General features: G+C 52.4%; 20 protein-coding genes and 1 tRNA gene. 11 read left to right on the forward strand and 10 right to left on the reverse strand.

Translation table 11 applies throughout. The features are described from left to right. The first annotated feature begins 16 nt into the window (after positions 1-16). Entirely contained in the window at positions 17-1,045 is a 1,029-nt protein-coding gene (locus tag J4E05_RS05480) for a GGDEF domain-containing protein (RefSeq protein ID WP_085589346.1), read from the forward strand. A 409-nt stretch (positions 1,046-1,454) separates the two neighbouring features. Then, positions 1,455-2,489: a hypothetical protein gene (locus tag J4E05_RS05485; protein ID WP_085589342.1), complete on the forward strand. Its 1,035-nt coding sequence runs from the start codon at positions 1,455-1,457 to the stop codon at positions 2,487-2,489. A 147-nt stretch (positions 2,490-2,636) separates the two neighbouring features. Here the strand turns inward: J4E05_RS05485 and J4E05_RS05490 are convergent, their stop codons facing one another. Both J4E05_RS05490 and J4E05_RS05495 read right to left on the reverse strand, forming a co-directional pair. Then, the gene (locus J4E05_RS05490; protein WP_349593103.1) at positions 2,637-3,098 is read right to left on the reverse strand and encodes a hypothetical protein; all 462 of its coding nucleotides are present in this window, start codon (positions 3,096-3,098) and stop codon (positions 2,637-2,639) included. Positions 3,099-3,286: 188 nt separating this feature from the next. Next, positions 3,287-3,919 (reverse strand): LysE family translocator, encoded by a 633-nt coding sequence (locus J4E05_RS05495; RefSeq protein ID WP_085589340.1) that lies wholly within the window; start codon positions 3,917-3,919, stop codon positions 3,287-3,289. A gap of 686 nt (positions 3,920-4,605) precedes the next feature. Between J4E05_RS05495 and J4E05_RS05500 the strand changes: the two genes are divergently transcribed. The 7 genes from J4E05_RS05500 (at position 4,606) to J4E05_RS05530 (ending at position 13,402) form a co-directional block, all read left to right on the forward strand. Beyond that, on the forward strand, positions 4,606-6,159 hold the full coding sequence (locus tag J4E05_RS05500; protein WP_085589338.1) for a 2-isopropylmalate synthase: 1,554 nt from the start codon (positions 4,606-4,608) through the stop codon (positions 6,157-6,159). Positions 6,160-7,194: 1,035 nt separating this feature from the next. Continuing rightward, entirely contained in the window at positions 7,195-8,235 is a 1,041-nt protein-coding gene (locus J4E05_RS05505; RefSeq protein ID WP_085585470.1) for a rod shape-determining protein, read from the forward strand. A gap of 117 nt (positions 8,236-8,352) precedes the next feature. Next, positions 8,353-9,363, forward strand: coding sequence for a rod shape-determining protein MreC (gene mreC, locus J4E05_RS05510; RefSeq protein WP_349593107.1), 1,011 nt, complete (start codon positions 8,353-8,355; stop codon positions 9,361-9,363). Beyond that, positions 9,360-9,875 (forward strand): rod shape-determining protein MreD, encoded by a 516-nt coding sequence (gene mreD, locus J4E05_RS05515; protein ID WP_349593110.1) that lies wholly within the window; start codon positions 9,360-9,362, stop codon positions 9,873-9,875. Before mreC ends, mreD begins: the two co-directional genes overlap by 4 nt. A gap of 263 nt (positions 9,876-10,138) precedes the next feature. Then, positions 10,139-12,046, forward strand: a complete 1,908-nt coding sequence (mrdA, locus tag J4E05_RS05520; RefSeq protein ID WP_085589524.1) for a penicillin-binding protein 2 — start codon at positions 10,139-10,141, stop codon at positions 12,044-12,046. Continuing rightward, on the forward strand, positions 12,047-13,207 hold the full coding sequence (gene rodA / locus J4E05_RS05525; RefSeq protein ID WP_349593114.1) for a rod shape-determining protein RodA: 1,161 nt from the start codon (positions 12,047-12,049) through the stop codon (positions 13,205-13,207). 119 nt (positions 13,208-13,326) lie between these two features. Then, positions 13,327-13,402 (forward strand) — tRNA-Lys (locus tag J4E05_RS05530). Between the two features lie 66 nt (positions 13,403-13,468). Here the strand turns inward: J4E05_RS05530 and J4E05_RS05535 are convergent. From J4E05_RS05535 to J4E05_RS05555, 5 genes are all read right to left on the reverse strand, one after another. Then, positions 13,469-14,887 carry a nicotinate phosphoribosyltransferase gene (locus J4E05_RS05535; protein ID WP_349593117.1) on the reverse strand — a complete coding sequence of 473 codons (1,419 nt, stop codon included), beginning with the start codon at positions 14,885-14,887 and terminating at the stop codon, positions 13,469-13,471. Between the two features lie 142 nt (positions 14,888-15,029). Next, a complete protein-coding gene (locus J4E05_RS05540; RefSeq protein ID WP_349593121.1) occupies positions 15,030-16,484 on the reverse strand; it encodes a sensor domain-containing diguanylate cyclase in 1,455 nt (484 codons plus the stop codon). A gap of 27 nt (positions 16,485-16,511) precedes the next feature. Further along, on the reverse strand, positions 16,512-17,642 hold the full coding sequence (locus tag J4E05_RS05545) for an ABC transporter substrate-binding protein (protein ID WP_349593124.1): 1,131 nt from the start codon (positions 17,640-17,642) through the stop codon (positions 16,512-16,514). A gap of 804 nt (positions 17,643-18,446) precedes the next feature. Then, positions 18,447-18,629: a hypothetical protein gene (locus J4E05_RS05550; protein WP_085589324.1), complete on the reverse strand. Its 183-nt coding sequence runs from the start codon at positions 18,627-18,629 to the stop codon at positions 18,447-18,449. A gap of 238 nt (positions 18,630-18,867) precedes the next feature. Further along, the gene (locus J4E05_RS05555; RefSeq protein WP_085589322.1) at positions 18,868-19,119 is read right to left on the reverse strand and encodes a DUF7218 family protein; all 252 of its coding nucleotides are present in this window, start codon (positions 19,117-19,119) and stop codon (positions 18,868-18,870) included. A gap of 203 nt (positions 19,120-19,322) precedes the next feature. Between J4E05_RS05555 and J4E05_RS05560 the strand changes: the two genes are divergently transcribed. Continuing rightward, complete coding sequence (locus J4E05_RS05560) at positions 19,323-20,474, forward strand: M24 family metallopeptidase (RefSeq protein ID WP_349593129.1); 1,152 nt, start codon at positions 19,323-19,325, stop codon at positions 20,472-20,474. A 171-nt stretch (positions 20,475-20,645) separates the two neighbouring features. Here the strand turns inward: J4E05_RS05560 and J4E05_RS05565 are convergent, their stop codons facing one another. The 3 genes from J4E05_RS05565 to J4E05_RS05575 form a co-directional block, all read right to left on the reverse strand. Beyond that, on the reverse strand, positions 20,646-21,104 hold the full coding sequence (locus J4E05_RS05565; protein WP_349593132.1) for a hypothetical protein: 459 nt from the start codon (positions 21,102-21,104) through the stop codon (positions 20,646-20,648). A 151-nt stretch (positions 21,105-21,255) separates the two neighbouring features. Next, the gene (locus J4E05_RS05570; protein ID WP_349593135.1) at positions 21,256-24,216 is read right to left on the reverse strand and encodes a sensor histidine kinase; all 2,961 of its coding nucleotides are present in this window, start codon (positions 24,214-24,216) and stop codon (positions 21,256-21,258) included. 108 nt (positions 24,217-24,324) lie between these two features. Beyond that, positions 24,325-25,302: a phytanoyl-CoA dioxygenase family protein gene (locus J4E05_RS05575; protein WP_349593138.1), complete on the reverse strand. Its 978-nt coding sequence runs from the start codon at positions 25,300-25,302 to the stop codon at positions 24,325-24,327. 199 nt (positions 25,303-25,501) lie between these two features. Between J4E05_RS05575 and cobD the strand changes: the two genes are divergently transcribed. Next, on the forward strand, positions 25,502-26,659 hold the full coding sequence (cobD, locus tag J4E05_RS05580) for a threonine-phosphate decarboxylase CobD (protein WP_349593141.1): 1,158 nt from the start codon (positions 25,502-25,504) through the stop codon (positions 26,657-26,659). Positions 26,660-26,667: the final 8 nt, after the last annotated feature.

Raw genomic sequence — 26,667 nt, forward strand, 5'->3', positions numbered from 1 at the left:
ATCGGATAATTATCAAGTGACCGCAGCGACGAAGATTGCCAACCCCCGTGACATCGCACAAAACGTCATGTCCATGATTGCGGACCTGAACCTGCAACCGACCCCGCAGGTGTTTCACGTATTTTACGCTTATCTTGCTGACGAGATTTCCGAACTGAGCCAGATCATTCGGGTGCTTGTGCGTAATACGCAGGATTTGAACGAAGAAACGGTTTATCGGTTATATCATAAATATCTGGGTGTTGCCGCTGTCGACAAACAACTGACAGCAGGCGTTGCCGGTTTGCAGGCCGCTGTTGAGCGGGTTGAAGATGCTGTTGATGAAGTGTTACGCGAAACCGAGGATTTTTGCTCTCATCTTGATGATGCAGCAACCCGGTTTCAGGACGAAGACATCACAGTTGAAGAGGTGCGCGGCATCACCACCGGTCTGGTTGACACCACCCAGAACACCCGTCAGCGCTGCGTCAATTTTCAGGGATCACTGGAGCAGTATCACGGTGAAGTTCGCCGGGTTCGCAATGAACTTGAGCTGGTGCGCCGCGATGCCCTGACCGACACCCTGACCGGCATTGCCAATCGTAAAATGTTTGACGCGTCCTTGCGTGAAGCCGTTACCAACAGCATGGAAACCGGTCACCCGTTAACCTTGCTGATGATTGATATCGACCGGTTCAAACATTTTAACGACAATTACGGCCATCGCGCCGGCGACGGCGTGTTAAAGGAAGTCGCCCGGGTCCTGGTTAATTCAACCAAAGGGGCCGATACCGTTGCACGGTACGGCGGCGAGGAATTTGCCATCATCCTGCCCGAAACAACACCGGACAACGCCGAAAAACTGGCTGAAAAACTGCGTCAGAATGTATCTTCCCGGCGTATTCGCAACAAAAAGACCGGCAAGGATTTTGGCCAGCTAACGGTTTCAATCGGTTTAAGCGGCCTGAAACTGGGTGAAAATATTCTGGAATTTATCGATCGCGCCGACGAAGCCCTGTATCGGGCCAAACAGGCAGGTCGCAACACCTGCATTCGCCTGGATTAAACCCCGAAAACCCGGCCAAACGCCTTTCTGTTTGCCCGCAGCACCTTTGCATGTCTTTCGCCTGAAAATGGCACGCAATGCCGCCCGGATATTGCGCGTGCAAAAAATTCAGCTTGCTCCGTCATCAAACGCCATGTTTGATCATGACAGGTCTTTATGGCTTTTGCCGTTAACATCCCCATATAGATCAAAGCACGGCGCATCATAAATGTTATCAGGCATGTTACGATGACGAAGGGGCAGATTTGAAAATATGGCGATTGCAAACTATCATACGAACAAGGTATTTTTGATCCGGTATGATGTTTATGTACCATTTGGCCCTACAGAACAAAAACATGCCCCAACAGGCAAAAACATTACGAGCGGCGTCTGCAATGACAGGCCTTGAACGGGCGGAACCAGCACAATGACCAAGCAGATACGCGAACGCAAACTGGACCTCCAGCACAAAATTTTCCGAACATTCGACGAATGCCATTTTCAGAAATCCGATATTTCGCGCGAATCGCTGTTTATTCTGAAAATGAGCGAAGGCTCCACCGTTTCCCTGCCACTGCGTGCCGTTTGCCGCGAATTTGGCATTGATGAAGAATCCAACGATGGCGAATTGATCGGCCTTGTCGACAAGGCGCTGGATTTTATCAATGTGCTGCGCCCCGGCGACGATCTGCCGCTGGAAGTTCTGACGGGCGAAGCATCATGGCCGGTTGACAACAACCACCGCCAGATCGCCTATAACCGCGTCACCATGCAGCTGGTCACCTGGATGTCTGGCAGTGAAGAACTGATCACCGACCCGGAAAAGCTGCTGCAAATTGCAGAAGACCCAACCACCAAACGCAAAATCAACGAAGCCTTTGACGAGGTTTCGGAAAAGCTGGGCATGGGCAAGGAAAACCGCGAAGAAGTGATCAATCTGGTCCATCAGGTTGCCGACGAACTGGCCTATATTGAAACCCTGCGCGAAAAATACCGCATGGTTCAAATGGTGAACACCAAATTACAGGAATTGCGCCGGATTTATGCCCATGAAAAGGGTGTTCTTGAAACAGTCACACAGGTGATCCGCCTGATTGACGATGCCATGAAACAGTTTGAGGCATCCTTTGATGAAATTGACGCCAATACCGGTGAAATCATGTCGGTTCTGCGCAATTTCACAACGCAACGCCAATATATTCGCACCAAACGCGACGACCTGTTCCGCCGCCTGCGCGCATGGGAACCCCTGTTTGAACAATGGGCAGCCCTGACCCCGGAACGTGCACCCGATACGGTAAGGCTGGTCCGCGATACCTATCAGTTCCTGGCACCGCGCTTTATGAAGGTCAAGGAATGGCTGATGATGACCAAGGTGCAGGATGGCATTGCATCGGGCCAGCATTTCAAGGATGAAAAAGAACGCATGAACGCCCTTAAGGGCAAAATGATGCAATGGTAATTAGCCGGAATACCCCGCAAGACCTCCAAAAAGCAGGGCGGCTTAAGCCACATAAATTACCTGCCAACAAAAACCCCGCCAACGATACAACCGGTTGGCGGGGTTTGCATTTTGGCGTTATCGCACGGCCAGACGATGACACAAATATCAGACCTTGGTAATTTTAAGGGCGATATGACCATCAAGCACCGTCAACGCCTTTTGGGCGGACGCAGGCATTGGCACGCGCAAATCAATACAATAGGCAATCAGGGCCGCCGCAAGCTCTGCCCCTGACGAGGGAATGAACAGGGAATGCCCATCGTCGGGGAGAAGTTCAAGCGTTACGACAATTTCAGGACTGGTACTGATTTTAAGTTTGCCAAGCTGGCCCGGCGGTAAAGGCTTTCCCGTACGGCGACGGTGCCCGGTAATGGCCCTTATAATTTCGACATTTTCGAAAATAATGCAGCGCAGCTCACGCATGTTTTTGCTCTTTCCCGGCTTTTGGGCGATCAATACCATCGTGGCATCTTGCGCCAGTTCAAGGTCATGTCCCGGCCCGTCTTGCCATGATGTGCCTGGCCCATTGCGCCCAAAAGCATGACATGGCCAAAATTTATCACTCACAGACCCCGGACCAAAATATCAACTATATGGAAAGTCTATTCTATTTTGATACAACGCCGGCAACCAAAACGCCATACCATCAATGGCGACCTTTGCACGATAGCGAAAAAAGCATCCTGAACATCAACGATGCTGCTATCGCACATCACTTGCACACTGGTATCGACAAGAATTTACTGCAAATCCCGTTAGCTGCTTGCCAGCCACACACCGACACCAATCATTAACGTGCCAGCAATGCGGTTCAAAATGCGGACGTTTCCGCTTTTTTCCAGAAAATTTCGCAAGGATTTGCCACCAGACGCATACATCACCAGCGAAGCAAGTTCGAACACCAGCAAAATCGCCACCAAGATTGAAAGTTGCGGCAAAACAGGCTGTTCAACATGAATGAAAGGCGGCAACAGCGAAATCATAAATGCCCAGCCCTTGGGGTTGGCTATGGCAGTGACAAACCCCTGACTGGCAAGGGCCACCGGCGTTGCCATTTTGCCCGACGCGGCCATGTTGGCATTATCAAATGACAGTGCCATGCGCCCGCGCGATCGCCACATTTGCACGCCCAGAAACACCAGATAGGCCCCGCCGGCATATTTGAAAACGACAAATACTGCCGGATATTCCAGCATGATCGTGGCAACGCCCAGGGCCGCCGAAACCGCGACAATTGCGACACCAACCAGTTCCCCCGCCATCATCCACATTGTTCGGCGCACACCAATGGTCATGCCCATGGTCAGGGCCAGGGTCATGCACATCCCGGGGGTGATCGAAACGAAAAATGCCGTCGGCACAAACGCTGCTAGAAGCGACAGGTTCATTTTTTTATCCAAGATAACAAAACAGATTCCCCCGCATATACCAACTAAACCCGTTAGCCAATTGCCCACATGGCACAATATGATGAACTTTTTCACATATCCATGTGACTTCTTATTATCAACGATCAGGCGTACCGAAAAAACACACCTGTTAAACTCTGCCCGATTTTCCCTTTTCGCCCCCGGCACACTGGCTGCAAACAGGGCCTTCTCCCCCATATGGTATCGTCCGGTATTGCCATTGGTCCCTGCGGCATTTTGGTGTTTTGGCAAAAACAGTTAAAAAATACGCACATCAGGTTCAAAAATTACTTGACCTGTACGCCCATGACGTCAAGATTGGGTCCTCAAACAAACTGTGCTTTCACCTGATCGAAGACCGATGTTCGCAAATCAGACCTCTCACATCAATCGCGCCAAAGGCGCCATGGCCGGTTCGGCACATGGCCATGCGATTATGTCTGATGCGATTCTCCTATCGGGTCTTCTAGGTTGTGCCGCTCGCGGGTCGCTACGACTTACCCGCCCCTGAGCGTTCCACCCGAGGCCCCCGCACCCGCAAATCGGGATGTGCGCCTCGCAGCTCAGGGGAACCAGTCGCGCCGCATTTCAGGCCCGCATTGAATTTCCAGAAATAAACAAAGCATTACGGGCGTTTCGGCCCAACCAAGACAGGAAACGAAGCTATGGTAAGTTCTCAAGACAACCGCGTCATCATTTTTGACACCACTTTGCGTGACGGCGAACAGTCGCCCGGCGCGTCCATGTCACTCGATGAAAAACTGCGTGTTGCCCATGCTCTGGCCGAATTGAAGGTCGATGTGATCGAGGCCGGTTTTGCCATCGCCTCAAACGGTGACTTCCGATCCGTCAATGAAATTGCCAAACAAGTTAAAGGCCCGACCATTTGTTCATTGGCGCGTGCCACCAAAGGCGACATTGAACGGGCTGGCGAAGCCCTGATCCCGGCGGAAAACAAACGTATTCACACCTTCATTTCCACAAGCCCGCTGCACATGAAATACAAATTGCAGATGGAACCGGAACGGGTATTGGAAAAAGTCAGCGAAAGCGTTGCCTTTGCACGACGCTTTACCGACGATGTTGAATGGTCTGCCGAAGACGGATCGCGTACCGAGCACGACTTTTTGTGTCGCTGTGTTGAAGCCGCCATTGATGCCGGCGCCACCACCATCAATATCCCTGACACCGTTGGCTATACCACGCCGCGCGAATATGCCGACCTGATGACAATGTTGTTTAACCGGGTCCCCAATATCGACAAAGCGATCCTGTCGGTTCATTGCCACAACGATTTGGGGCTGGCGGTTGCCAACTCACTGGCCGCTGTTCAGGCAGGTGCTCGCCAGATCGAATGTACCATTAATGGTTTGGGCGAACGGGCCGGGAATGCTGCACTGGAAGAAATCCTGATGGCATTGCAAACCCGCAATGATGTTATGCCGTTTTCGACCGGGCTGGATTCCACCAAAATCATGAATGCGTCGCGTTTGGTCTCGGCGGTATCGGGTTTTGTCGTACAGCCCAACAAAGCCATTGTTGGTGCCAACGCCTTTGCCCACGAAAGTGGCATTCATCAGGACGGCTATTTGAAGCACGCCGAAACCTATGAAATCATGAAACCCGAAAGCATCGGCCTGAACAAATCCAGTCTGGTAATGGGCAAACATTCCGGTCGTCATGCTTTCAAGGAAAAGCTGAAAGAACTGGGCTTTGCCGAAATGGGCGACAACGCCATTCAGGATGCCTTTGACCGTTTCAAGGAACTGGCCGACAAGAAAAAAGAAGTCTATGACGACGATATCGTCGCCCTGGTTGATGACGGCCTGCGCGACAATGAACACATCAAATTCGTTTCGCTGGGCGTTATTTGTGGCTCCAAAGGCCCGCAGGTTGCCGAACTGGAACTGAGCGTTAACGGCGAAACCAAAACCGCCAAAACCACCGGCGATGGCCCGATTGATGCCACCTTCAATGCCATTCAGGAAATTTACCCGCACAACGAATGGCAGTTGAAACTTTATCAGGTGCATGCCGTCACCGAAGGCACGGACGCCCAGGCACAGGTAACCGTCAAGCTGGAAGGCGATGGCCGCACCGTTATCGGCAATGCATCTAGCACCGACACTGTTGTGGCGTCCTGCATGGCCTATGTCACGGCAGTGAACAAGCTGATCCTGAAAAGCCAGAAAACCGCACCGGACGCCATGGCGTCCTGATCGGACGACGCTGACTTTAATTCTGCTTAATCTATCAAGGGGTGACCTTACCGGGTCGCCCCTTTTGCGTGAATGCAGTGACATGCCCCTGTGCAGACCAATATAACGCCCGGCGAATCGCATTTTAACCTGGTCAGGGGCGCAAATTATTTACCGGCCTTCGCAATCATAACGCACACAAAGCGCGCAACAACCCGCGCAAATAACCAGATTCCCCCAAACCCGGCCTGCCAGACGACGGTAAAATAGCACAGAGACCATTCGCCTTACATCCTATCCGCTGATTTTGCGGGCTGCGAAAAATCCGGGCAATCACTCCCTGCTAAATTCAGCCATCAACATCACGCTTTTTTCATGTTTCGGACAAGCCTGTGAGATTGCAGAAAAACTTTATCCAGTTTTCACACCAAAGACAGTCAAGCACGCACTTCTTGCCAGAAATCCCCCGTCGCGCCAGTCAACGACCAGAAGTTGAAAACATGTTGAAATGCAAAAGAGAAAAACACATCGTCATCCGCCCAAATGGCACAGCATAACAACCAGTTCACCGCTCATTTGATTGTTAATGCGCCTGAAAAATTCTTCAGCCCCCTTTTTCAACTGTCAGCATCCTGCGCCCGGCAGGAATGAAAAGAAGAAGCACTCTAAAATCGCAGTTTTTCAATGTTTTTCATATAACAGCTAAAACTGATGAAATTTGGAGAACACCTTCATCTTTCTCTGAAAGCCGACAACCAACCCTGTTTGAGGCGATTCGGATGCTTTTTACGAGTCTGTAACATTTTTGGAACCGCCAATAAAAAAACACATCCCGCCAACACAATCTTAAATTGAATATTGTTCCCGCGCCAATCCGTTATCCACCTTTGCGCTGGTCATTCGGGGCAAATTCACGTTAAGCACGTGAAAGGCAGAGCCGTCCTTAACTATTCCGCAATCCGTTGCAGTTTATTCGTGCATAGGCGCTCTCGCTGCGCTATCTAGAGCGATACATTCGCGTTTAAAAGTTTTCTATTACCGGGGCATAGGGCAGGAATGTTTTCCAAACTGCTTGGGCTATTATCCTCCGACATGGCGGTCGATCTTGGTACCGCCAACACGCTGGTTTACGTCAAGGGACGCGGCATCGTCCTGAACGAACCATCGGTTGTTGCAATCACCGACGAGAAAGGTAAAAAACAGGTTCTCGCGGTTGGCGAAGAAGCCAAGTTGATGTTGGGCCGTACCCCTGGATATATTCAGGCTATTCGCCCGTTACGGGACGGCGTTATCGCCGAGTTCCACATTGCCGAAGAAATGATCAAACATTTCATTCGCAAAGTGCATAACCGTCGTAGCTTTGCCAGCCCGGAAGTCATCATCTGTGTTCCTTCTGGTTCCACCGCTGTTGAGCGCCGTGCCATTCAGGAAAGTGCTGAAAGTGCGGGCGCACGTAAGGTATGGCTGATCGACGAACCGATGGCGGCAGCAATTGGTGCCGGCCTTCCGGTGACCGAACCGACCGGGTCGATGGTTGTTGATATTGGCGGCGGCACCACCGAGGTGGCTGTTCTGTCATTGGGCGGTATCGTTTATGCCCGTTCCGTAAGGGTTGGTGGCGACAAAATGGACGAAGCGATCATCGCTTATATCCGTCGCACCCATAACCTTCTGGTCGGCGAAAGCACGGCTGAACGGGTTAAAAAGGAAATTGGTTCTGCCTGTGCGCCTGACGATGGCGATGGCGCAACCATGGAAATCCGTGGTCGCGACCTGATGAATGGCGTGCCCAAGGAACTTCTGATTTCCGAACGCCAGATTGCCGAAAGCCTTGCCGAACCTGTTTCAGCGATTATCGAGGCCGTCAAGGTCGCGCTGGAACAAACCCCGCCCGAACTGGCCGCCGACATTGTCGACAAAGGCATTGTTCTGACCGGTGGTGGCGCAATGCTGGGCAACCTTGATTACGTTCTGCGTCATGCAACCGGCCTGCCGGTATCCATTGCTGACGATCCGCTTTCATGTGTTGCGCTCGGTACGGGCCGTGCACTGGAAGAAAAGAAAATGCTGCGGAACGTGTTGCACACTGCCTATTAAGGTTTGTGTGAGAAAATCATCGCCGGGCCGCATCCTTACTGGACGCGACTCGGCGTTTTTATTATTATCGGTCGTGACCTGGACTTTTGACGACACGCGGGGAATACGGGGAAAAAAGTGGCTCAGCACGGTGGCCCACAACAGCGCATTTTTTCGCCGATCCGTACGGCGCTTCATCGCTTTGCGTTCATTTTACTGATTGTGTCCTGTTTTGCCCTGATGTTGCTGGGTAAAGCCGACACCGTTTTAATCGAACGCATTCGCGGGGCAGCCGTCGATCTGGTTTCACCTTTCATGAATCTGGCGTCGCGTCCGGCAGCCAGCATTGATGACGTAACCACCCGCATTGAAAGTTTCGCCAGCCTTTACGAAGAAAACCTGCGCCTGCGCGAACAGAACCGCGAATTGCTGGCATGGCAGCAGGTTGCCCGTAACCTGACCTATGAAAACAGTCGCCTGCGCGAACTAAGCCATTACGCCAACCCGCCCTCGCAACACGAAGTCAGCGCGCGCGTTATCGCCGATATGGGCGGTGCCTTTGCGCATAGCATGATGATCAGTGCGGGCACCCGTGACGGTGTTCTTAAGGGGCAAGCTGTTCTTTCGGACGAAGGGTTAATTGGCCGTATCGCCGATGCCGGGTACCAGGCATCGCGGGTCTTGCTTATTACCGATATCAATTCGCGCATCCCTGTCATGATTGAAAACAGCCGTGATCGCGCGTTTTTGTCAGGTGATAATACCGATCGCCCCCTGTTAACATTTTTAACCGCTGATGCCACCGTTGCCCCGGGCGACCGTGTATTGACATCGGGCCATGGCGGGGCTTTTCCACCGGGTATTCCAGTGGGAATTGTATCGTCGGTTTCAGAAAATGCCGTACGGGTCGCCCCGTTATTTCGCCGCCATCAAGTTGAATATTTGCGTGTCGTCAATTACGGGCTGGCAGGTATCCTCAAAGACCCGGATGCCCTGCATTCCATGCCCCATCTTGATCAGGGCACACCGGGCCACGCGCCCTCCTTGCCTACGGGCGTTGGTGTTGGCCCCGCATCAGATGAACCCGCCATGCCTGAACCACCCACATTCTCAACGTCGCCGTCTGGCACACCAGGCGCCAGGCCGTGAAACCTGGCGTATGGCAACGCCTTGACGTCATTGCACGATCAACGGTTCCGGCATTTAGTGTTTTTGTTTTGCTGCTAATAGGGCTTTTGCCCTACAGCATCCCGAAACTGGCCGATGTTACCCCTGCCCTGACGCTGATGGCAGTGTTTTACTGGTCGGTAAACCGTCCGGACCTGCTAACCGGGCTGGCGGCATTTATGCTGGGCCTTATACAGGATTTGCTTACCGGGCTGCCTTTGGGCGTTAGTTCGCTGGTCTTTTTGCTGGTGCAATCGGTCAGTGCCAATCAGGGGCGCTTTTTTCATAACAAGGCCTTCACCGTTATGTGGTGGGGATTTACCATTGTGTCGCTACCGGCTTTTCTGCTGCAGTGGTTATTTAGCTCCGCTTTGACAGGTGCGCTGTTGCCATTCCAGCCTTTGGTGATTAGTTATCTTATAACAGCAGGCATGTTTCCGCTGATCGCATGGATTTTGGTCCGCATCCAGAACGGCCTGCTTCGGAATCTTTGATCGCTACCCGGTGATTAAATACAAACTGCACGATCTGAACCGCACCATCTGAACCATAAAACCAGACAATGTTGCCCGACATGGCCCAATTGTATCAGCCAGCTTGATGTCACACCGATGATGGCATATTCCGTGCGGTAAAAGCCGTACCGATGCTGGCAGAACAGTTTGCAAGCCGTGCCGGTCCCGATAAAATACCGACTTTTCTTTCCACGCGGCATGTCTTTTACATATCGCAGCCGAACACGGACATTGACCCATCGATGTGGCACCGAGATTCAGACAGATATCGCATGTTTACCCGCCGCGCCATTATGCTCGGCGCGGGTCAGGGTGTGTTGCTGACCGGTCTTGCAGCACGCATGTATTATCTTCAGGTCATGGAAAGTAACCGATATTCCACGCTGGCTGATGATAACCGGATATCACACCGGTTATTGCCACCACCGCGCGGCATCATTACCGACCGCTTCGGCGCACCGCTGGCCATTAACCGGCAAAATTACCATATCCTGATTGTGCGCGAACAAAGCCCTGATGTCCGCAAAACCCTGACGGTTCTGTCACAAATCATCGAAATTGACCCTGAGACAATCGATCGGGTTGAAGGCGATGTACAGCGCCGCAGATCTTTTGTGCCCGTTACCGTGCGCGATAACCTGACATGGGACGAAGTGGCACGGGTGGGTGTCAATGCCCCCGATTTGCCCGGCATCATCATTGATGCAGGCCGGTCGCGTGATTACCCCGAAGGGCCGCACCTGGCCCATACACTGGGCTATGTTGCCGCCGTTGCGGAAAAAGAGCTTACCGGCGACCCGCTTTTGGAACTGCCAGGATTTCGCATTGGCAAAAGCGGCATAGAAAAAACCTACGATATGTCCTTGCGCGGCCGTGCAGGCACCAGTCAGGTAGAAGTCAATGCCCTGGGCCGTGTCATCCGCGAGCTGGACCGCGAAGAAGGCCAAAGTGGTGAAACCGTTGTTTTAACCCTTGATATCGAACTACAACGCTTTGCCAACCAGCGCCTTGCCGAACATGAAAGTGCGGCAGCAGTGGTGATGGATGTTTACAATGGCGATGTTCTTGCCATGACATCCCACCCCACTTACGACCCCAACAGCTTCACCAATGGTATTTCGCATAAATTGTGGGATAGCCTGATTAACAACGAATATTCGCCCCTGTCGAACAAGGCGATCAACGGCACCTATTCGCCCGGTTCTACCTTCAAAACCTGTGTGGCACTGGCAGCCCTTGAAGCCGGGGTGATTACACCGGAACAGCGGTTTTTCTGCCCCGGCCATCTGGATTTGGGCAATGCCCGGTTTCACTGCTGGAAACGGGGCGGGCATGGCTGGGTCAACATGCATGACTCGATGAAACATTCCTGCGACGTTTATTATTACGAACTGTCGCAAAAACTGGGCATCGACAAAATTGCCGCCATGGCAAAGCGTCTTGGCCTGGGGGATCCAACCGGTGTCGACCTGCCATCTGAACGCAGCGGCCTGATTCCGACAAAGGAATGGAAAGAAACCCAGCTTGGCAAACGCTGGCAGGGCGGTGAAACCCTTATTTGCTCAATCGGCCAGGGATATGTTCTGACAACACCATTGCAACTGGCAACCATGACGGCACGGCTTGCCTCGGGCAAGGCCGTTACCCCGCATTTAACGCGCGATCATGTTGCCCCCGACGAGATTGCCGCACGTAACGATGCCGAATTCCCGGATCTTGGGGTTTCACGCGCCCATCTGGCGCATATTCACGATGGTATGAACGGCGTCACCAACGAGCTTCGCGGGACGGCATACCGGTCGCGCATCAAAATAAAAGGGCTGGAAATGGCCGGTAAAACCGGCACCAGCCAGGTTCGCCGTATTTCCATGCACGAACGCCAGACCGGCATTATCGGCAATGATGATTTGCCATGGAAATACCGCGACCATGCCCTGTTTATTGCATTTGCCCCGGTTGAAAACCCGCGTTATGCCTGTGCCGTCGTTGTCGAACATGGCGGGTCTGGCTCAGGCGTTGCCGCCCCGATTGCCCGCGACCTGCTTACCAAGGCCCAGGAACTTAAATCCAGTCGCCCGGGTGTTTCCGCCGTCAATATCCAATCAGCATCGCAAATCCTGCGGACAACGACAAAAAAACAGGAAAGCTAAATGGCATCCCGCTATCGCATCGGCCAGGATCCCGACTATGTGCCATTGGGGCGCCGTCTGTTATTGATGAACTGGACGCTGGTGCTTTTGCTGTCCATTCTGTCGGGTATCGGCTTTGCCATGTTGTATTCGGCCGCGAACGGGTCGTTGCAACCCTGGGCCGAACGCCAAATGATGCGCTTTGCCGCCGGGCTGACATTAATGATCCTGATTGCCCTGACCGATATTCGCATCTGGTTACGCATGTCCTATGCTGCCTATGTGATTTCGCTCATCCTGCTGGTTGGTGTGGAGATCAAGGGCGATATCGGCATGGGCGCACAACGCTGGATCAATCTGGGCTTTTTCCAGCTCCAGCCCTCTGAATTGATGAAAATCTCGCTGGTGCTATCGCTGGCGCGGTATTTTCATGGCCTGACAATAGAGGAAACCGGGCGTATCCCCCTGCTGATTCCGCCCCTGTTAATGGTTTTAGCCCCGGCGGCCCTGGTTTTACGCCAGCCCGACCTTGGCACCGCATTGCTGCTGGTGGCAGGCGGCGGGGTTATATTCTGGCTGGCCGGTGTCCGCATGTGGAAATTTGCACTGGTGCTGGGCGGCGCTTTGGCGGCCATACCGATTGGCTGGCAATTCCTGCGTGATTACCAGAAGAACCGCGTTCTAACCTTCCTGAACCCCGAAAACGACCCGCTAGGGGCCGGTTATCACATTACCCAGTCTAAAATCGCCCTTGGCTCTGGCGGTCTTTTCGGCAAGGGGTTTATGTTGGGGTCGCAAAGCCACCTCAACTTTTTGCCCGAAAAACAAACCGACTTCATTTTCACCATGCTGGGCGAAGAATTTGGTCTGGTTGGTGGCATTGCCCTGTTGCTGCTTTATACGCTGGTCATTGTCTATGGCTATGTCATTGCCCTGCGCTGTGCCAACCAGTTCGGGCGTCTGGTTGCCATTGGCGTGACGACCACGTTCTTTTTGTATGTCTTCATTAATATTGCAATGGTGATGGGCCTTATCCCTGTGGTGGGGGTACCGTTACCACTGGTGTCCTATGGTGGCACTGTGATGATGACCATTCTTGTCAGCTTTGGCCTGCTCATGAGCATCAGCATCCACCGCGATGTTCGCATATCCCGGCAGGGCAATGACGACGGGCGACATTAACAAAAACGTAAAAAATCACCTTCGCGCCAAATTCATCTGGACAAGGCCGCGCCAGGAACGCTATAACCCGCTCCGCACTTGATAGATGCCCTGCACCATCAAGTGACCCATCTTACGATGGGCGCATAGCTCAGTTGGTAGAGCAGCTGACTCTTAATCAGCGGGTCCTGGGTTCGAGTCCCCGTGCGCCCACCAATCAAACCCCCGAAAACCTTCATGGTTTTCAGGGGTTTTGTTTTTTGTGGTATAAATTACGCCCTCTTATGCAGACGAGGCCGCCCGTTCGCGGATTTCGGCGAAGGTCCAGTCGCAGAGCAGCTTTCCATTGCGATAAACAGGTATCAGCACATCCCGATCCCCTGCGTCATCCGCAGCAACGGTTACATATTTCCCATTTTCACGCACCAGCGCCAAACGGCCACGTTTGCTGTGTTTTGCATGATCGGTGATCGGATCTTTATAAACATCAACCCACTGCTCCCCAATTTGCGCGGCGGAACATTTCATGGCGAATTTCAGGGTATCGCGGTTAAGCTGCTGAAGCAGGCCACCGCCCATGCCAAAAGCGATGTTATCTGCCGCCCAGCCCTTGTCGGCCAGATTGCGCAAAATAAGCCCGATGGTATCAATCGTAATGCCATCACCCTGAATAACCCGGACACACGGGGCAAGAACCTTGTAACCCTTACCATTCAGGCTATAGCCAAATTTTTCACTCAAATGCTCAACGCATTGCACCGGCACCACAGCGGGGTCACCCGAATCTGGTCGCACGACAATGGTTGCTCCGCTATCGATAACTTCCTGGCGCAGTTCCTCGCCCCAGATTTTATCAACAGCATTAAAAAGATCGTAGCTGTCAGAAACCACCGCAACCAGCTTTCCCTTGCCGCCAAACTGATGGATCATGTTGCGATAGGCTGCTGCCTCGCCATCCCGGCCCCAGGCTGTCATGGTTGAATGTTCTGCGGCAGGGATAGAAAAACCGGCCATGTCTTCGTTGTAATATGTGCGTGCAGCTAAAACACCACTGACCGTATCTGTACCGCTGAAATTAACCAGATGGGCAACACCGCCAATCGCTGCACTTTCGAGGCTTGAAACACCGCGCGCGCCAAAATCGTGCAATTTAAACGCAACCTGTTCGCGATCATCCGATGTTAAGTCCAGATACTGCAAAATGATTTGTTTGCAGTGCCAGGAATTGGTCGCCACTGTTGTGGGATACCAGACAGCACGCAACAGGGCCGTTTCCAGTGCCGATGTCAGCCAGTAACATTCGGGATCGGTATTAACGATGGTAAGCAGCACATTTCCGGTCGGTATAATTTCACCTTCGGGGGCGGCTTTGATCTCGACCGGCAGGTAACCGTCATATTCTTGCAAAATATGGTCCCATCCGGCGCGATAAAACGGTTCCCCATGCGCACGCCAGAAACTTTCGGCCTCGTCAATCATCTCGCGGGTAATGGGTGTGCACAGATATTCCTTTAAAAACATCTGCAAACCGAAAAACACTGTCCGGTCCCACTTGCCACCCCGGCTTTCGATATAACTGTAAACATACCGGGTTTCGGGCGGGTACTGAAAGGCGTGGCTGGCCTTGTAGCTGTCAACGTTCAGCAAAATATTCCGCATCGGGTCCTGTGCGCCCATTACCACCTCATTGGTCCGGTTCATAGCAAAAGCATGTGTGCTTTTGGACCCTGCACGGTCAGAGTGCAAACAGGAATTGTTGGAAACGTACCGCAATGGCACCGGATCTTAAATCTCATTGATTCCTGAAACAATGTCCGGGCCGTTGACACCGTGACGGGCGATATTATTCGCCTGCCGCTAAAAAATTTTGCGGTAACTCGCCCATCTCAAACCGGTTACGCCCTGCATTTTTTGCGGTGTAAAGGGCCTGATCCGCGACGGAATACAGCATATCAATGATGTTTTCCACTTCGCGGGCCTGGCGTAACAAACCTTCCATACTGTCGCTGTCGCTGTCGCTGGTTTCGTTTTTCGACGGCAGGCAAGCTATGCCAAGGCTGGCAGTGTAGTTTATGGTTTGGTCGTTAACAGTAATAACGTCTTCCGATATGGATTTACGCAGCCTTTCGGCAACTATCATTAAGCCGTTTTCATCCTCGTCGCTGATCAGCACCGCAAATTCCTCGCCGCCGACCCGGGCCGGAAGGTCGGTTTCGCGCAGAACACTGGCGAACACCGCCGACAGCGATTTAAGCACCATATCGCCCGTCTGGTGGCCATAGGTGTCGTTCAGTGTTTTAAAATGATCAAGGTCAAGAATGATCAACCCCACCCGGGTACCGCGCCGTTTCCATACCGCGATCGCATTTTTCAGGCGCCCCATTAATGCCCGGCGATTGGCAAGGCCGGTCAACGGGTCTGTTGCTGCCAAAAGCTCCAGCTTTTCAACAACGTCATTTAATTCCCGGGTCCGTTGCTCGACCCGTATTTCCAAGGTTTGATTGGACGCCTGCAAGGCCTCGGTAACTTTGGCCAGTTTTTCAACCTTATTGCGGATCAGGGCAAACAACCCGATCATGGACGACCCCAGCAACTGGATTTCGTCGTCATGGCGATACGGCGGCGGCAACGGCAAATGTTTGTTGGTATCAACCGGATTGATATTAACCATATAGTCAATCAGTTGCAAAAGCGGCTTGGTCACAATGAAATAGGAGACACAAACCATCCCCAATGTCATTGCCAGCGCAAAAACAAACACCGCGAAAAATGACAGTTGAATCCGTCCATATAGCGCTGCGATATACACATGCGGGGAAAATGTCAGTTGCAACTCCCCGATGACAACCTTCTGTGCGATATCCTGCGCTGGGGCATATAATGTGACATTCTGTGTCACCACACCGCCAAACAAATCATCCAGCCACATGCTTTGCGGCAAAAGATCAAGATCACGCTGCTGTTCCGCAAGAACCTTGTGATCCGCGGTTAACAGCCGTATCGCAGCAACAGAACGTTGCACCATTGCCCCGCGCGTGACCGCAGTTGCAAGGGCGACATCGCCAGTTCGGGCCGCAGTCCCCGCAACGGCAAGGGTAGAATTGATCACGCGCTCATTGGCTTGATCATAAACTGTTTGCAAGGCCCGATAATCCGATATGCCCTGATACAGCATGATCAGGAGCCCTAACAGCAAAGCAATCAAAAGGCCCCACCGCAGCTGGCGCGCAAAAAGCGAACTTCCGAGCTTTAGTTTGGCAGATTCACCCTTTTTTACTGTGCCCGTTGGTGCCTGCACCAGTTTTGGTCCTTATATTTTGATCAGTCAGTTTTTAGTCGCGATAAAAAGATGTTCAAGGTCAAAATGATAGGTGCCTTTCTGACCGGATTTTCGCGCCAGCGAGAATTTTGAAAAGTCCACCTTGTCCCAGTTTCTCTTACCAAACTTTTCCTCGAACCGGTCGACGTTATCGCGTGTTATCGCCTGCATCGGAAATGAATAATTTGGGCCTCGCCCCTGTAAATCAACGCCGTTGTGAAAGTCATTCACCATAACCATTATCCAGGCCCCGGCCAGAAAATGGCCGCCGTGGGTCATGGTCATTTTTCCTTCTTTCACCAATTTCAGGCCTTCCGCCGACCAATTCAAGCCCCCGACGACAACATCTTTGCCCGCAACCTTGCCTGCATTTTCAATCGCGGCAATGGCGCCCCGGGCAATATCGTCATTTGCAGCCCACACCGCATCCAGGCATCCTTCAGGCAACCAGCCTGCCGTACGTTTATAGGCCTCGTCATACGACCAGTTGGCAACAAGGCGGCGTTTTTCGACCAGCTTGGGGTATTCTGCCAGTGCAACGTCAAGCCCCGCCAGACGGTCAAGCGACGCAGGTGTATTCCAGTCCCCCGCCAGGGATAGCAGACAGATTTCACGATCCGGCTGATCAGGATGAAGTTTTTCATCGGCCTGCACCAGCGAGCGGGCAATATCAAACCCGGCTTTCTTGTTATCCGGCGTCAGGGTTGCAATCCAGTATGGCAAATTTGTACCGGCCCGGCCCAGGCGGTTTTTCTGCTCGTCGGTTAAATCATTTAACAACATGAATATTGGTATCTGGCGTGCATTCGCCTCGATCAGGATACGCCCACCTTGCTGATGTTCGTTCGAGGCAATGATATAATCGGGTGGCGGGTTCATTGCAAAAACACGATTGGCATTTTCTGCCATCAACGGCCATTGCCGGTTGCTGTCAAATTCGACAATTTCAAAACCAAACTGCGAGGCCGCGACATGCATGGTGTCGCTAACATCTTTCCAAAATCCATGATCCCCATAGCCCGGATTGATAAAAGCAACCCGAGGCGCATGCTCCGGCCCGGCCAGCACGGCATGGCTACCTGTAAACGACAAACAGGCACCAATCACTAATCGGCAAATCGTTCGTAATACCTTCACCCGGTTCGCCCTGCCCCTTTACAATCCCTGATTTCACAGGGAATTTCGCTGCCCCAACAAACAGCAATCAAGGCCATAATCAATTCTGCTGCTGCAGTCAAACATGGTTAGGCCCTTCTTTAGCATAGCCTGTCATAGACCTTGCTGGGCTGAAATCCCCTGATCGCTCCGGTTTATACCCCGGACAATACCTGAAATTTATTGTTACAAACCATATTGGTCCTATTTCTAGCGGAAACACTGGAATAATTATAATAAATAATTTTCCCCAAAAAACAGCCTGTCCATACCAGACAGGCGCATAGTCAGAATTACGGGTTGTGGCAAAAAATAACACTCAACCGTCAACCAAGGCCCCAAAGCACAACCTTGCCGATTACAATACCTTGCGCTCAGCAATTTTGGCGAACAGGCCCCGTCCACAAAAAGCAGGCGAGCAAACCCGTCCGATCCAGCCATGCCCTGCGGCAATCATTATTCTGGCAAAGACATGCCACTGGGCAATCCGCCACGGCACACTGCCGTAACGCGCCCGACAATATGCCCCCGGCAGGCACCCGAACAAAACGGGTGAAACAGCCGGTGCGATACAGCACTTCGCATTGGAACCTGGTCAATTTTCCCATGAAAGTGCGACGAACGAACCAAAGAGTGCCGTAAATATCGCAAAAGAAACTGTGAAAACCGGGCAGGCAATGAAAACCAAGTTTTTTCGAAATTGCCTGCCCCGATACGCGTGTAGCCCGCGACATTATATGTGGGCATTGATGCTTCCCACTTCCATCGACAGATGTTTGTCGGCATTTAACCTTGCGTGCGCAGGGCCTGAATAAGTTCTTCGTTGCTCATGCGGGCCCGTTCTTCAATGCCGCGCATTTTTGCCAGATGGTAAAGGTCATCGCGGTTCCATTTTTCATACCGCGGACCTGCCATTTTTGTATCATTTGGGGACGCTGAAAAACGTTTAAGGTCATTGTAACTCGCCATTTTTTGCTCCTTTCAAAAGCGGTTCATCCAAACAAGGCAATGACTGACCGCCTCGTGATCCCCGTTTCACAAGGCCGAAATCAAGATGTGGTAACAAATCTGCAAAATTCCAACCCGTGATGTGAAAAACGCCACATCAAAAACGAACCGGCGCCGATAACGCAGGTTCGTTTGCGGGGGTAACGGGAATTCAGGCATCCCGCCAACAGGGCGTCCGGGGTGTTAAACAGGCCTGACCCTAATGATTGCGTAATGCGTCAATCAACTGATCTTTTGTCATGTCAGAACGGCCCTCTATGCCAACTTTCTGCGCTTGCCTGTATAGTTCATCACGCGTCCAGCTTTCATAAGGCGGGTGCTTGCCACCTTTTTTGCTCGACGATGGACCGGCATTCGCAATGCGTGCCGCTTTTTCCTTACTCGCCCCGTCATCGCGAAGCCGTTGATAGGTCTTGTCATCCTTTATCGAAGGTCCGTGGTCCTGAACCATGATCTCCTCCGTTATTTTATCGGGTATTTATATAACGAAACCCCGCCCGACCTGTTCCCCAAACATTTCCAGCCCTGCCCCGCCCATGGCCGTCAACCACCTTGTCTGCCTGAAAATCCGTAAAATAACCTGTGCCGGTTTGCATAAACTTGATAGCGTATCGGCATCATTTTCAAATGTTTACCAAAGACAGGACACCCTTTATGGCATTGCATTTTGAACGGGCAGAACTGGCACAACGCCGGGCAGCGACCATTGCCAAAATGGAAGAGGCAGGACTGGACGGATTGTTGATGTTTCGTCAGGAAAGCATGTTTTACCTGACAGGGTATGACACGTTTGGATATGTCTTTTTTCAGTGTCTTTATCTGGGGGTTGATGGCACCGTCGCCCTGATCACACGGGCACCGGACCTGCGCCAGGCACAACATACATCCGACATCGACGATATCAGGATCTGGGTAGATGGCCCCGATATAAACCCTGCCCTGCAATTGCGCGACATGCTGGCAGAACTTGGCGCAGCAAATAAAAAACTGGGTGTTGAGTATGATGCCTATGGCCTGACCGCCGCCAATGGCAAAAAACTGGAATCCGCACTCGACGGTTTTTGCACCCTAAGCGATGCATCGCGTCTGGTGTCGGAATTGCGGGTGGTAAAAAGCCCTGCCGAACTGGCTTATATCCGCCGTGCTGGTGAACTGGCCGATGATGCCTGGGATGCAGCCCTTGAAACGGTCCATGCAGGGGCCTTTGAAGGCGATATTCTCGCAGCAATGCAAGGTGCCATTTTTGCCGGTGGTGGCGATTACCCCGGCAATGAATTTATCATTGGTTCGGGACATGACGCGCTTTTATGCCGTTATTTTTCAGGGCGTAAACATCTTGCCGAAAAAGACCAGATCACCCTGGAATGGGCCGGGGCCTATCGCCATTATCATGCTGCGATGATGCGAACCATACCGGTTGGCGCAGCAACAAAACGCCATATCGACATGCACAAGGTCGCAACCGACGCAATGGATGCCTGCCGCCTTGCCCTGAAACCTGGCGAACCGGTTGGCAATGTTTTTGATGCCTATGCCCGCGTTTGTGACAAAGCCGGTATGAACAGCCACCGCCTGAATGCCTGCGGCTATTCAATGGGCACCACCTTTGCCCCGAACTGGATGGACTGGCCAATGTTTTACCATGACAACCCGGTTATTGCCCAACCCGGGATGGTCTTTTTCCTGCACATGATTTTGATGGACAGTGAAACCGGCTTTGCCATGTGTCCCGGCCATTCCGTGATTGTCACAGAAACAGGTAATGATGCAATTTCGCGTCACACGCTGGACCTGGTCGAACGTTAACCACCTTCCGCGTCCCTACGGCCTGGCTGTGCTACATACTTTTGGGCAGCAATGCCGGGGAAAGACACCATAACTGGCAAGGGCCGATGCATGGCCCTGCCAGTTGTGCGTCACCGTAACCGGTTTTAACCCGGACAGCCTGGTATATGGTCGATACCCGGCATTTCAGCATCATTCAAATTCAATAACACGACATTGGTTGCCCTGCGCGATATGGCGACCACTGGGCATTTGCGCGACCAGTACCTCGGCACATTTGGCTGATAGCGCCACGTTGGCAGGTTTATTTTTGTCAAAATATTCCAGTTCAGCTTCGGCAAGCGGGTGCTCCAACCGCATGGCAATCATTATCGGCTTGTTTTCAAGGTCCGTGGTTTCCATCACAACGGCGGTTTCCTTCATTCCGGTATCCGGGTTTGAAAGATGGGCAAGCTGTCCCTTTTTACCGCTAACTTCAAAATTCTCTTTGCTATCAAGGATTTTTACCTGTTTGCGCGCGGATTCCGATGCGCCGGACGCGCCAGCCCCGTTTTTGGAGGATGCAGCCGGTGTTTCCGCCGTTGCAACACCTAACGTCAAAGCAATTGCTGGAAGTGCAAAAAGGATCGACTTGGAAAGAATGCGTAACATTTGTTATTTCTCCTGTATCGCCCCTCAATCACCTTTCACCTAACATGGCAAAACAGGCCCAATCAACCTTGCAATAATTGAACAAAAACACCGGGAAATTAACCTGAAAATATAACCCGTCAAAACAGGGGTTTAGGATGAAAAAACTTGATCATTTTGACAGTTTATCAAGTAATTCCTGAAATGTTTTTTGAACGATGCCATCTATTTGCGCGATATATTCTTCTGAATCCTTCAAATTACCCTCAAAGTATTCCAGTTCTCTTGCCCGCCTTGAAATTTCATCTGCCGCCAGATTTGCAGCCATACCCTTTAACGAATGGGCCGCACGGCGAAACCCGCTGGCGTCATTTGCGGTAATGGCGTTGGTCATGCGCGCCCGTTCCTCGCCATAGGCTTCAGGAAGCATCTGGATCAGAATTGTCATTTGGTCGGTGCCCAGGGCATCCTGCATTTCACGCAATCGGGTCGTGTTAACAAGTGCTCCGCTTGCTTCTGGTGCCTTTAACGTGGCGACATCGGGGTCACCCGGTGTTTTGGCGGTGTTTTTGTTCACGGCATCGCTACCGGAGCTGGGTTGGGCCGGTGGCAGGTTGCCTGTCCGGGCCGTCAGTGGATCGTTACCATTCCCATCTGATGGATGGCTGGGAAACCTGCGTGTTAAGCCACCCCCCCCCATTAACCGGCGAACCAGCGGTCGGCGTGTTATCCCGGCTGGTAATTTGCCAACGATTTCGGGTTCGGCATCTGCCATCCCTGTATCTGACCGAATGTTTTTCTTACCGATTGCCGATTGTGTGGCAACGGGCCCCTGATCCTGATTGCCTGTTTCATGGCTGGGGGTGTCTATGGGCGACTTTAACGGCGACGGATTATACCGGCGTAAATTACTATCTTCAGGGCCATTATCTGATTGCTGCGTATTACCACCGTGCCGATTATCAATTTCGGCGGCCTCAAGGTCACCGGCAGGCTTCAAGGAATATTTACCCGGCACAGGGTCCGCATTGGCAAAGGCCCGCCATGACAAATCGGCCGCGACAACCTTTGACCGGGCCGGTTCCTTGGCCGTCCCCTGCGCCATGGTCCAATCAGACTGGCTGGTGTCGTCTTGTTCGGAAAAAGCAGGCCTCATTGCCTGGGTTAATTCCCCATGCCCGCGCAAATGATGGATCAGGCTGGCATATAACCGCCGTTCCTCAACCGGTTTAGTGATCACTTCGTCCATGCCGGCTGCCAGAAAATCGCGTTGACGGTCGGCAAAGGCATCGGCCGTCACACCAATAATGGGGATACGCCCCCCGCTGGCCCCGCGTTCAATTTCGCGAATATGGCGGGTCGCCCCTTCACCATCAAGAACCGGCATATGGGCATCCATCAGGATGACATCGTAATTACCGGTTTGAAAGGCCTGTACCGCCAGGCGACCATTGCCAACAATATCAACTTTCAGGCCCATCCGTTCCAGAAACGCCTGCATGACATTGGCGTTGATTTCATTATCCTCAACCACCAGCACGCGCTTGTCCATCAGCACACCCGAGGCATTTTCCTCGCGGTTTACCCCGTCACGGTCACGTGCGGTATGGCCGATGGCCCGCACATCAAACGGCAACCAGCAATCAAACCGCGTGCCCTGCCCGGCAATGCTATGCAGGCCAATATACCCCCCCATCATCGTGATCAGGCTTTGCGAAATCGACAATCCCAACCCGGTTCCGCCAAACTGGCGCATGGTCGAATTATCACCCTGGGTAAAAGCCTGAAAAATACGGGCCTGCCGTTCCGGGGCAATGCCAATGCCCGTATCGCTTACCGAAAACCGGTAAACCTCGTTATTGCGGCTGCCCGGTATCCGACCACCGGCACGGCTGGAATCATGTTCAACAACCAGTTGCACCGACCCTTTGCGGGTAAATTTCACAGCATTCGATAACAAATTCCACAAAACCTGGCGAAAACGCACTTCATCGCCAATAAAGATTTTGTTTCGCAAAACCTTGTCGTCCCACACCAGTTTCAGGTTTTTTTCCTGTGTCAGGGCAACAATCGCATTGGAAAGGTCGCTGGTAATATCATAGGGGCGAAAAGGCCGGGTTTCGATTTCGGCATGTCCAGCCTCGATTTTGCTCATATCGAGAATGTCGTTTAACAACGACATTAACGCCCGGCCAGATGACAAAATTGCATTTACCCGTTCACGCTGCACATCATTCAGGCTGGTTTGGCGTAAAAGCTGCGCCATTCCCAAAACACCATTTAATGGCGTTCTTATTTCGTGGCTCATGGTGGCAAGAAACGCACTTTTGGCGGAACTTGATTGCGATGCACTGCGATATAAATCCCTCAAAGCGGCCACCATCGCTACCAGCACAACCCCGTAACTAAACAGGCGCGACGGCATTAAAAATTCGACTGTCAGGGCGCGCCCCGCAGCATCAAACAAAAGGAAGGCCATATGGTGATAAACTGCGTTCAGCATGAAAACCGAAAACAGGATTTCAAACGCGGTTGGCCGTCGCATCACCCGCACAAGATACCCTGACAGAACAATGATCGACAGCACCGTGCTCAGCAGCAAGGGCAACATCATCATACGGGCAAAAACGTGCGAAACATCAAGACCAAACGCCGGGGAGACCAGTGACAACGACAGCAAAACCAGCACAATTGCCCCAACAATTACCGGAATAGCCAGCCAGACCTGATCATTCCGGGACATGTTGTCGCTGGAATTTGCCTTGAACACGCTGGCGAGAAAAAAGCAATTGGCGACAACGCGGCTAAGCAGCCCGAACCATGAAACATCCGAAAACAAAACCCACAGCCAGCCCGGGTTCAGATGTGGCAAAATTGCAGGGGCTGCAAGCCCCACCCCATCGCCGACAAAAAGCGAAAGAACACCCAGTGCCACATATAAAATCTGCCGTCTTTTGGTGGTGTCATATATGACCATGCCAATGGCGACAGAAAAAAGCGCCATAAATTCAACAACGAAGGCAATGGCAAAGGAAAGTTCAGCCCCTAGCGGCCCCAACAGAACCGGGACCACCGAATAGACACTGGCAATAAAACCAAACGCTACAAGACAAATGGCCGCCAATCGAAGCATCGTTTGCCAGTCTCCCCCATCGATTTTTCAGTTAGAAAGCCCAAAGACGGCGCCGATAACACCCGCCACCTGCGCCAGTAGCACACCCGTTTTACAGCACCTGTGTTATCACGTTTTCAAAATGGCCTGACACCAGCGCAATACATCCTCATCCATGTCCTGCATATGCCGGTATTTTTCAAATTGCCCGGCAATCAACGCCAGCCTGGTATGAAAACCCGGTGGCGTTTCCATATTCAGCAACGGATCCCCCAATGGATCAAAAGCGGCATTTTGAAATTCAAGCGACAGGCTGATCCGCGGTGAAGATGCGTGGCGTGATGCCCGCCCTCCCCAATGATAAACATCCTGACGCCAGCCCATAACAGTGCCCGGCCCCGCAGGTAATGCCCTGACATCCTGCAAGGCAACGTCCTGCGGTTTAGTTACCGGAAAATCATACCACCGTTCAAAACTGCGCGGCAACACATACATACAGCCATTTTCCGGTGTCGCATCACATAGCGGCACCCATAAGGACAAACTGATCAGCATATCGTCGCCCATCGCACTTTCACCCTGATAATCGCGATGGGGCGGCCACCCTCGCCCCTGGTCCTGCGGGTTGACATGCCAGGCCCAGAAATGGGGCAACAGGGCAATGCGATCCCCCAGAAAATGGCTTAAAAGCGGGCGTAAGCTGGCAAACATCTGCCAGGCTTCATCATACAGATAAATCATGGCTGCTGGCAAATTTGCCGCAACCAGCCGCTCGATGGCAGCACGCAACCTGTCAATGGCATCGACGGGCAAAATATCATGCAGCACAAAATACCCTTCATCCCAAAAACGGTCTGACAGGGCGGCAAAATCAATATCCCCTGATGCGATAACAGGATGTCTAACCGTTGAAACGGGTGAAATCGCCGGGCTGATGGCGGTTTGAGACGACGAGATAGCGGTAAAGGAGCCTGCGGCCAAAACCGGCGTATCGGACACCATTTCCCCGCCCGCCCCCGGCTTTGCTGCTGGCGTTCCTTCTATCGACAAATCGGGGTTCAGGTTGCGCCAGAAATTGGCGTCTTTTGCCTGTTTTATGGTCATCATGGCGCAATTTTCCTGCATAAAACCAGATTTTGGCGGACGATACGTCCGCCCAAGCAACCTTGCAAGGTTTGCGCGCACTTCATTTTTAATGGTGCGGCTTCATTTCGCCACCCGACATTGCCCCACTTGCCTATCCATTAAAGGCAGGATAGGCAGTAACAAACCCTGTTACATCCACCAAAACGGAGAATGACGCAAAATGAACAACGATATTTTCCGTCATGGTGGTGCGATAGACTTGGCAGCAGCACATTACAATATTGCCCTGTCACAATGGCTGGACTTATCCACCGGCATAAACCCGACCCCTTACCCGGTAGAGGGTACAAACATTGCCCCCGAAACCTGGCAGCGACTGCCGCTGAAGCGCGATACCGACGCCGCTATTTGTGCGGCCCGGCACTATTATGACGTCCCATCGGTTAATCACATCGCCTGCGGGCCGGGAACACAGGCCTTATTACAACTTGTGCCGTTTATTCTGTCAGAAACGGACCAAGTCAAACGTGTCGCCATTTTCGGCCCGACCTATGGCGAACATGCCCCGGCATGGGAACGCGCACATGTCACAACAACCGAAATATTTGCCACGCCCGACATCCGGCAAACCATTGTGCGCAACCAGCAACTTGCGCCCACATCCCGTATTAAAAACGCCCCGGCAAACAATGCCGTATCCAATTTCGGCTGGCTGGGATTAACACCCGTAGAAACCCTGGCAAATATTGTTAACGACCACGATGCCTTTGTTATCGTGAACCCCAACAACCCCGATGGCGGCTATTTTGACCGGCAAAGCCTGTTTGATTTTGCCTGTTATCTTCAGGAACGCGGTAAATACCTGATCCTTGACGAAGCCTTTGCCGATACCACCCCGGACCTGTCGCTGTGCCCGCAGGTCCATCACTTAACCCACACCGTAATTTTGCGGTCGTTCGGCAAGTTTTTCGGGCTGGCGGGCGCACGGGTGGGGTTTGCCCTGTCTCACCCGGCACTGATCGCCAAAATCAGCGACCGGTTGGGGCCGTGGGCCGTTCCCGGGCCGGCCCTGCATATCGCCACCGCCGCCCTTGGCGATAATGAATGGCATCATGCAATGCGCACCAGCCTGCATCTACAGGCAAACTGGCTGGATCAGCAATTAAGCAAAATCAACGGCTGTAAACTTATTGGCGGAACCGATCTTTTGCGGCTGTATCAGGGGGAAATGTTACCCGCCTTGCAAAAGCATCTGGCACAGTGCGGTATCTGGGTGCGCGGCTTTACCCAGGCCCCGACATGGTTGCGATTTGGCCTTCCCGGCACAAAAGAAAATCAAAACCGGCTGCAAACCGCGCTGGAAAGCTTCTGTCCGTAAAAATATTC

The organism is Thalassospira sp. NFXS8 (genome assembly GCF_040148805.1).
In the GTDB taxonomy this organism is placed as follows: Bacteria; Pseudomonadota; Alphaproteobacteria; order Rhodospirillales; family Thalassospiraceae; genus Thalassospira.

Bases quoted from the DNA above. Each gene is read 5' to 3' on its own strand.
- J4E05_RS05570 (WP_349593135.1), bottom strand. From the start codon at position 24,216: ATGCTTCGATTGGCGGCCATTTGTCTTGTAGCGTTTGGTTTTATTGCC.
- J4E05_RS05550 (WP_085589324.1), bottom strand. From the start codon at position 18,629: ATGGCGAGTTACAATGACCTTAAACGTTTTTCAGCGTCCCCAAATGAT.
- J4E05_RS05485 (WP_085589342.1), top strand. From the start codon at position 1,455: ATGACCAAGCAGATACGCGAACGCAAACTGGACCTCCAGCACAAAATT.
- rodA (WP_349593114.1), top strand. From the start codon at position 12,047: ATGGCATCCCGCTATCGCATCGGCCAGGATCCCGACTATGTGCCATTG.
- mrdA (WP_085589524.1), top strand. From the start codon at position 10,139: ATGTGGCACCGAGATTCAGACAGATATCGCATGTTTACCCGCCGCGCC.
- J4E05_RS05505 (WP_085585470.1), top strand. From the start codon at position 7,195: ATGTTTTCCAAACTGCTTGGGCTATTATCCTCCGACATGGCGGTCGAT.
- J4E05_RS05500 (WP_085589338.1), top strand. From the start codon at position 4,606: ATGGTAAGTTCTCAAGACAACCGCGTCATCATTTTTGACACCACTTTG.
- J4E05_RS05565 (WP_349593132.1), bottom strand. From the start codon at position 21,104: ATGTTACGCATTCTTTCCAAGTCGATCCTTTTTGCACTTCCAGCAATT.
- J4E05_RS05555 (WP_085589322.1), bottom strand. From the start codon at position 19,119: ATGGTTCAGGACCACGGACCTTCGATAAAGGATGACAAGACCTATCAA.
- J4E05_RS05495 (WP_085589340.1), bottom strand. From the start codon at position 3,919: ATGAACCTGTCGCTTCTAGCAGCGTTTGTGCCGACGGCATTTTTCGTT.
- cobD (WP_349593141.1), top strand. From the start codon at position 25,502: ATGAACAACGATATTTTCCGTCATGGTGGTGCGATAGACTTGGCAGCA.
- J4E05_RS05535 (WP_349593117.1), bottom strand. From the start codon at position 14,887: ATGAACCGGACCAATGAGGTGGTAATGGGCGCACAGGACCCGATGCGG.
- J4E05_RS05575 (WP_349593138.1), bottom strand. From the start codon at position 25,302: ATGATGACCATAAAACAGGCAAAAGACGCCAATTTCTGGCGCAACCTG.
- J4E05_RS05560 (WP_349593129.1), top strand. From the start codon at position 19,323: ATGGCATTGCATTTTGAACGGGCAGAACTGGCACAACGCCGGGCAGCG.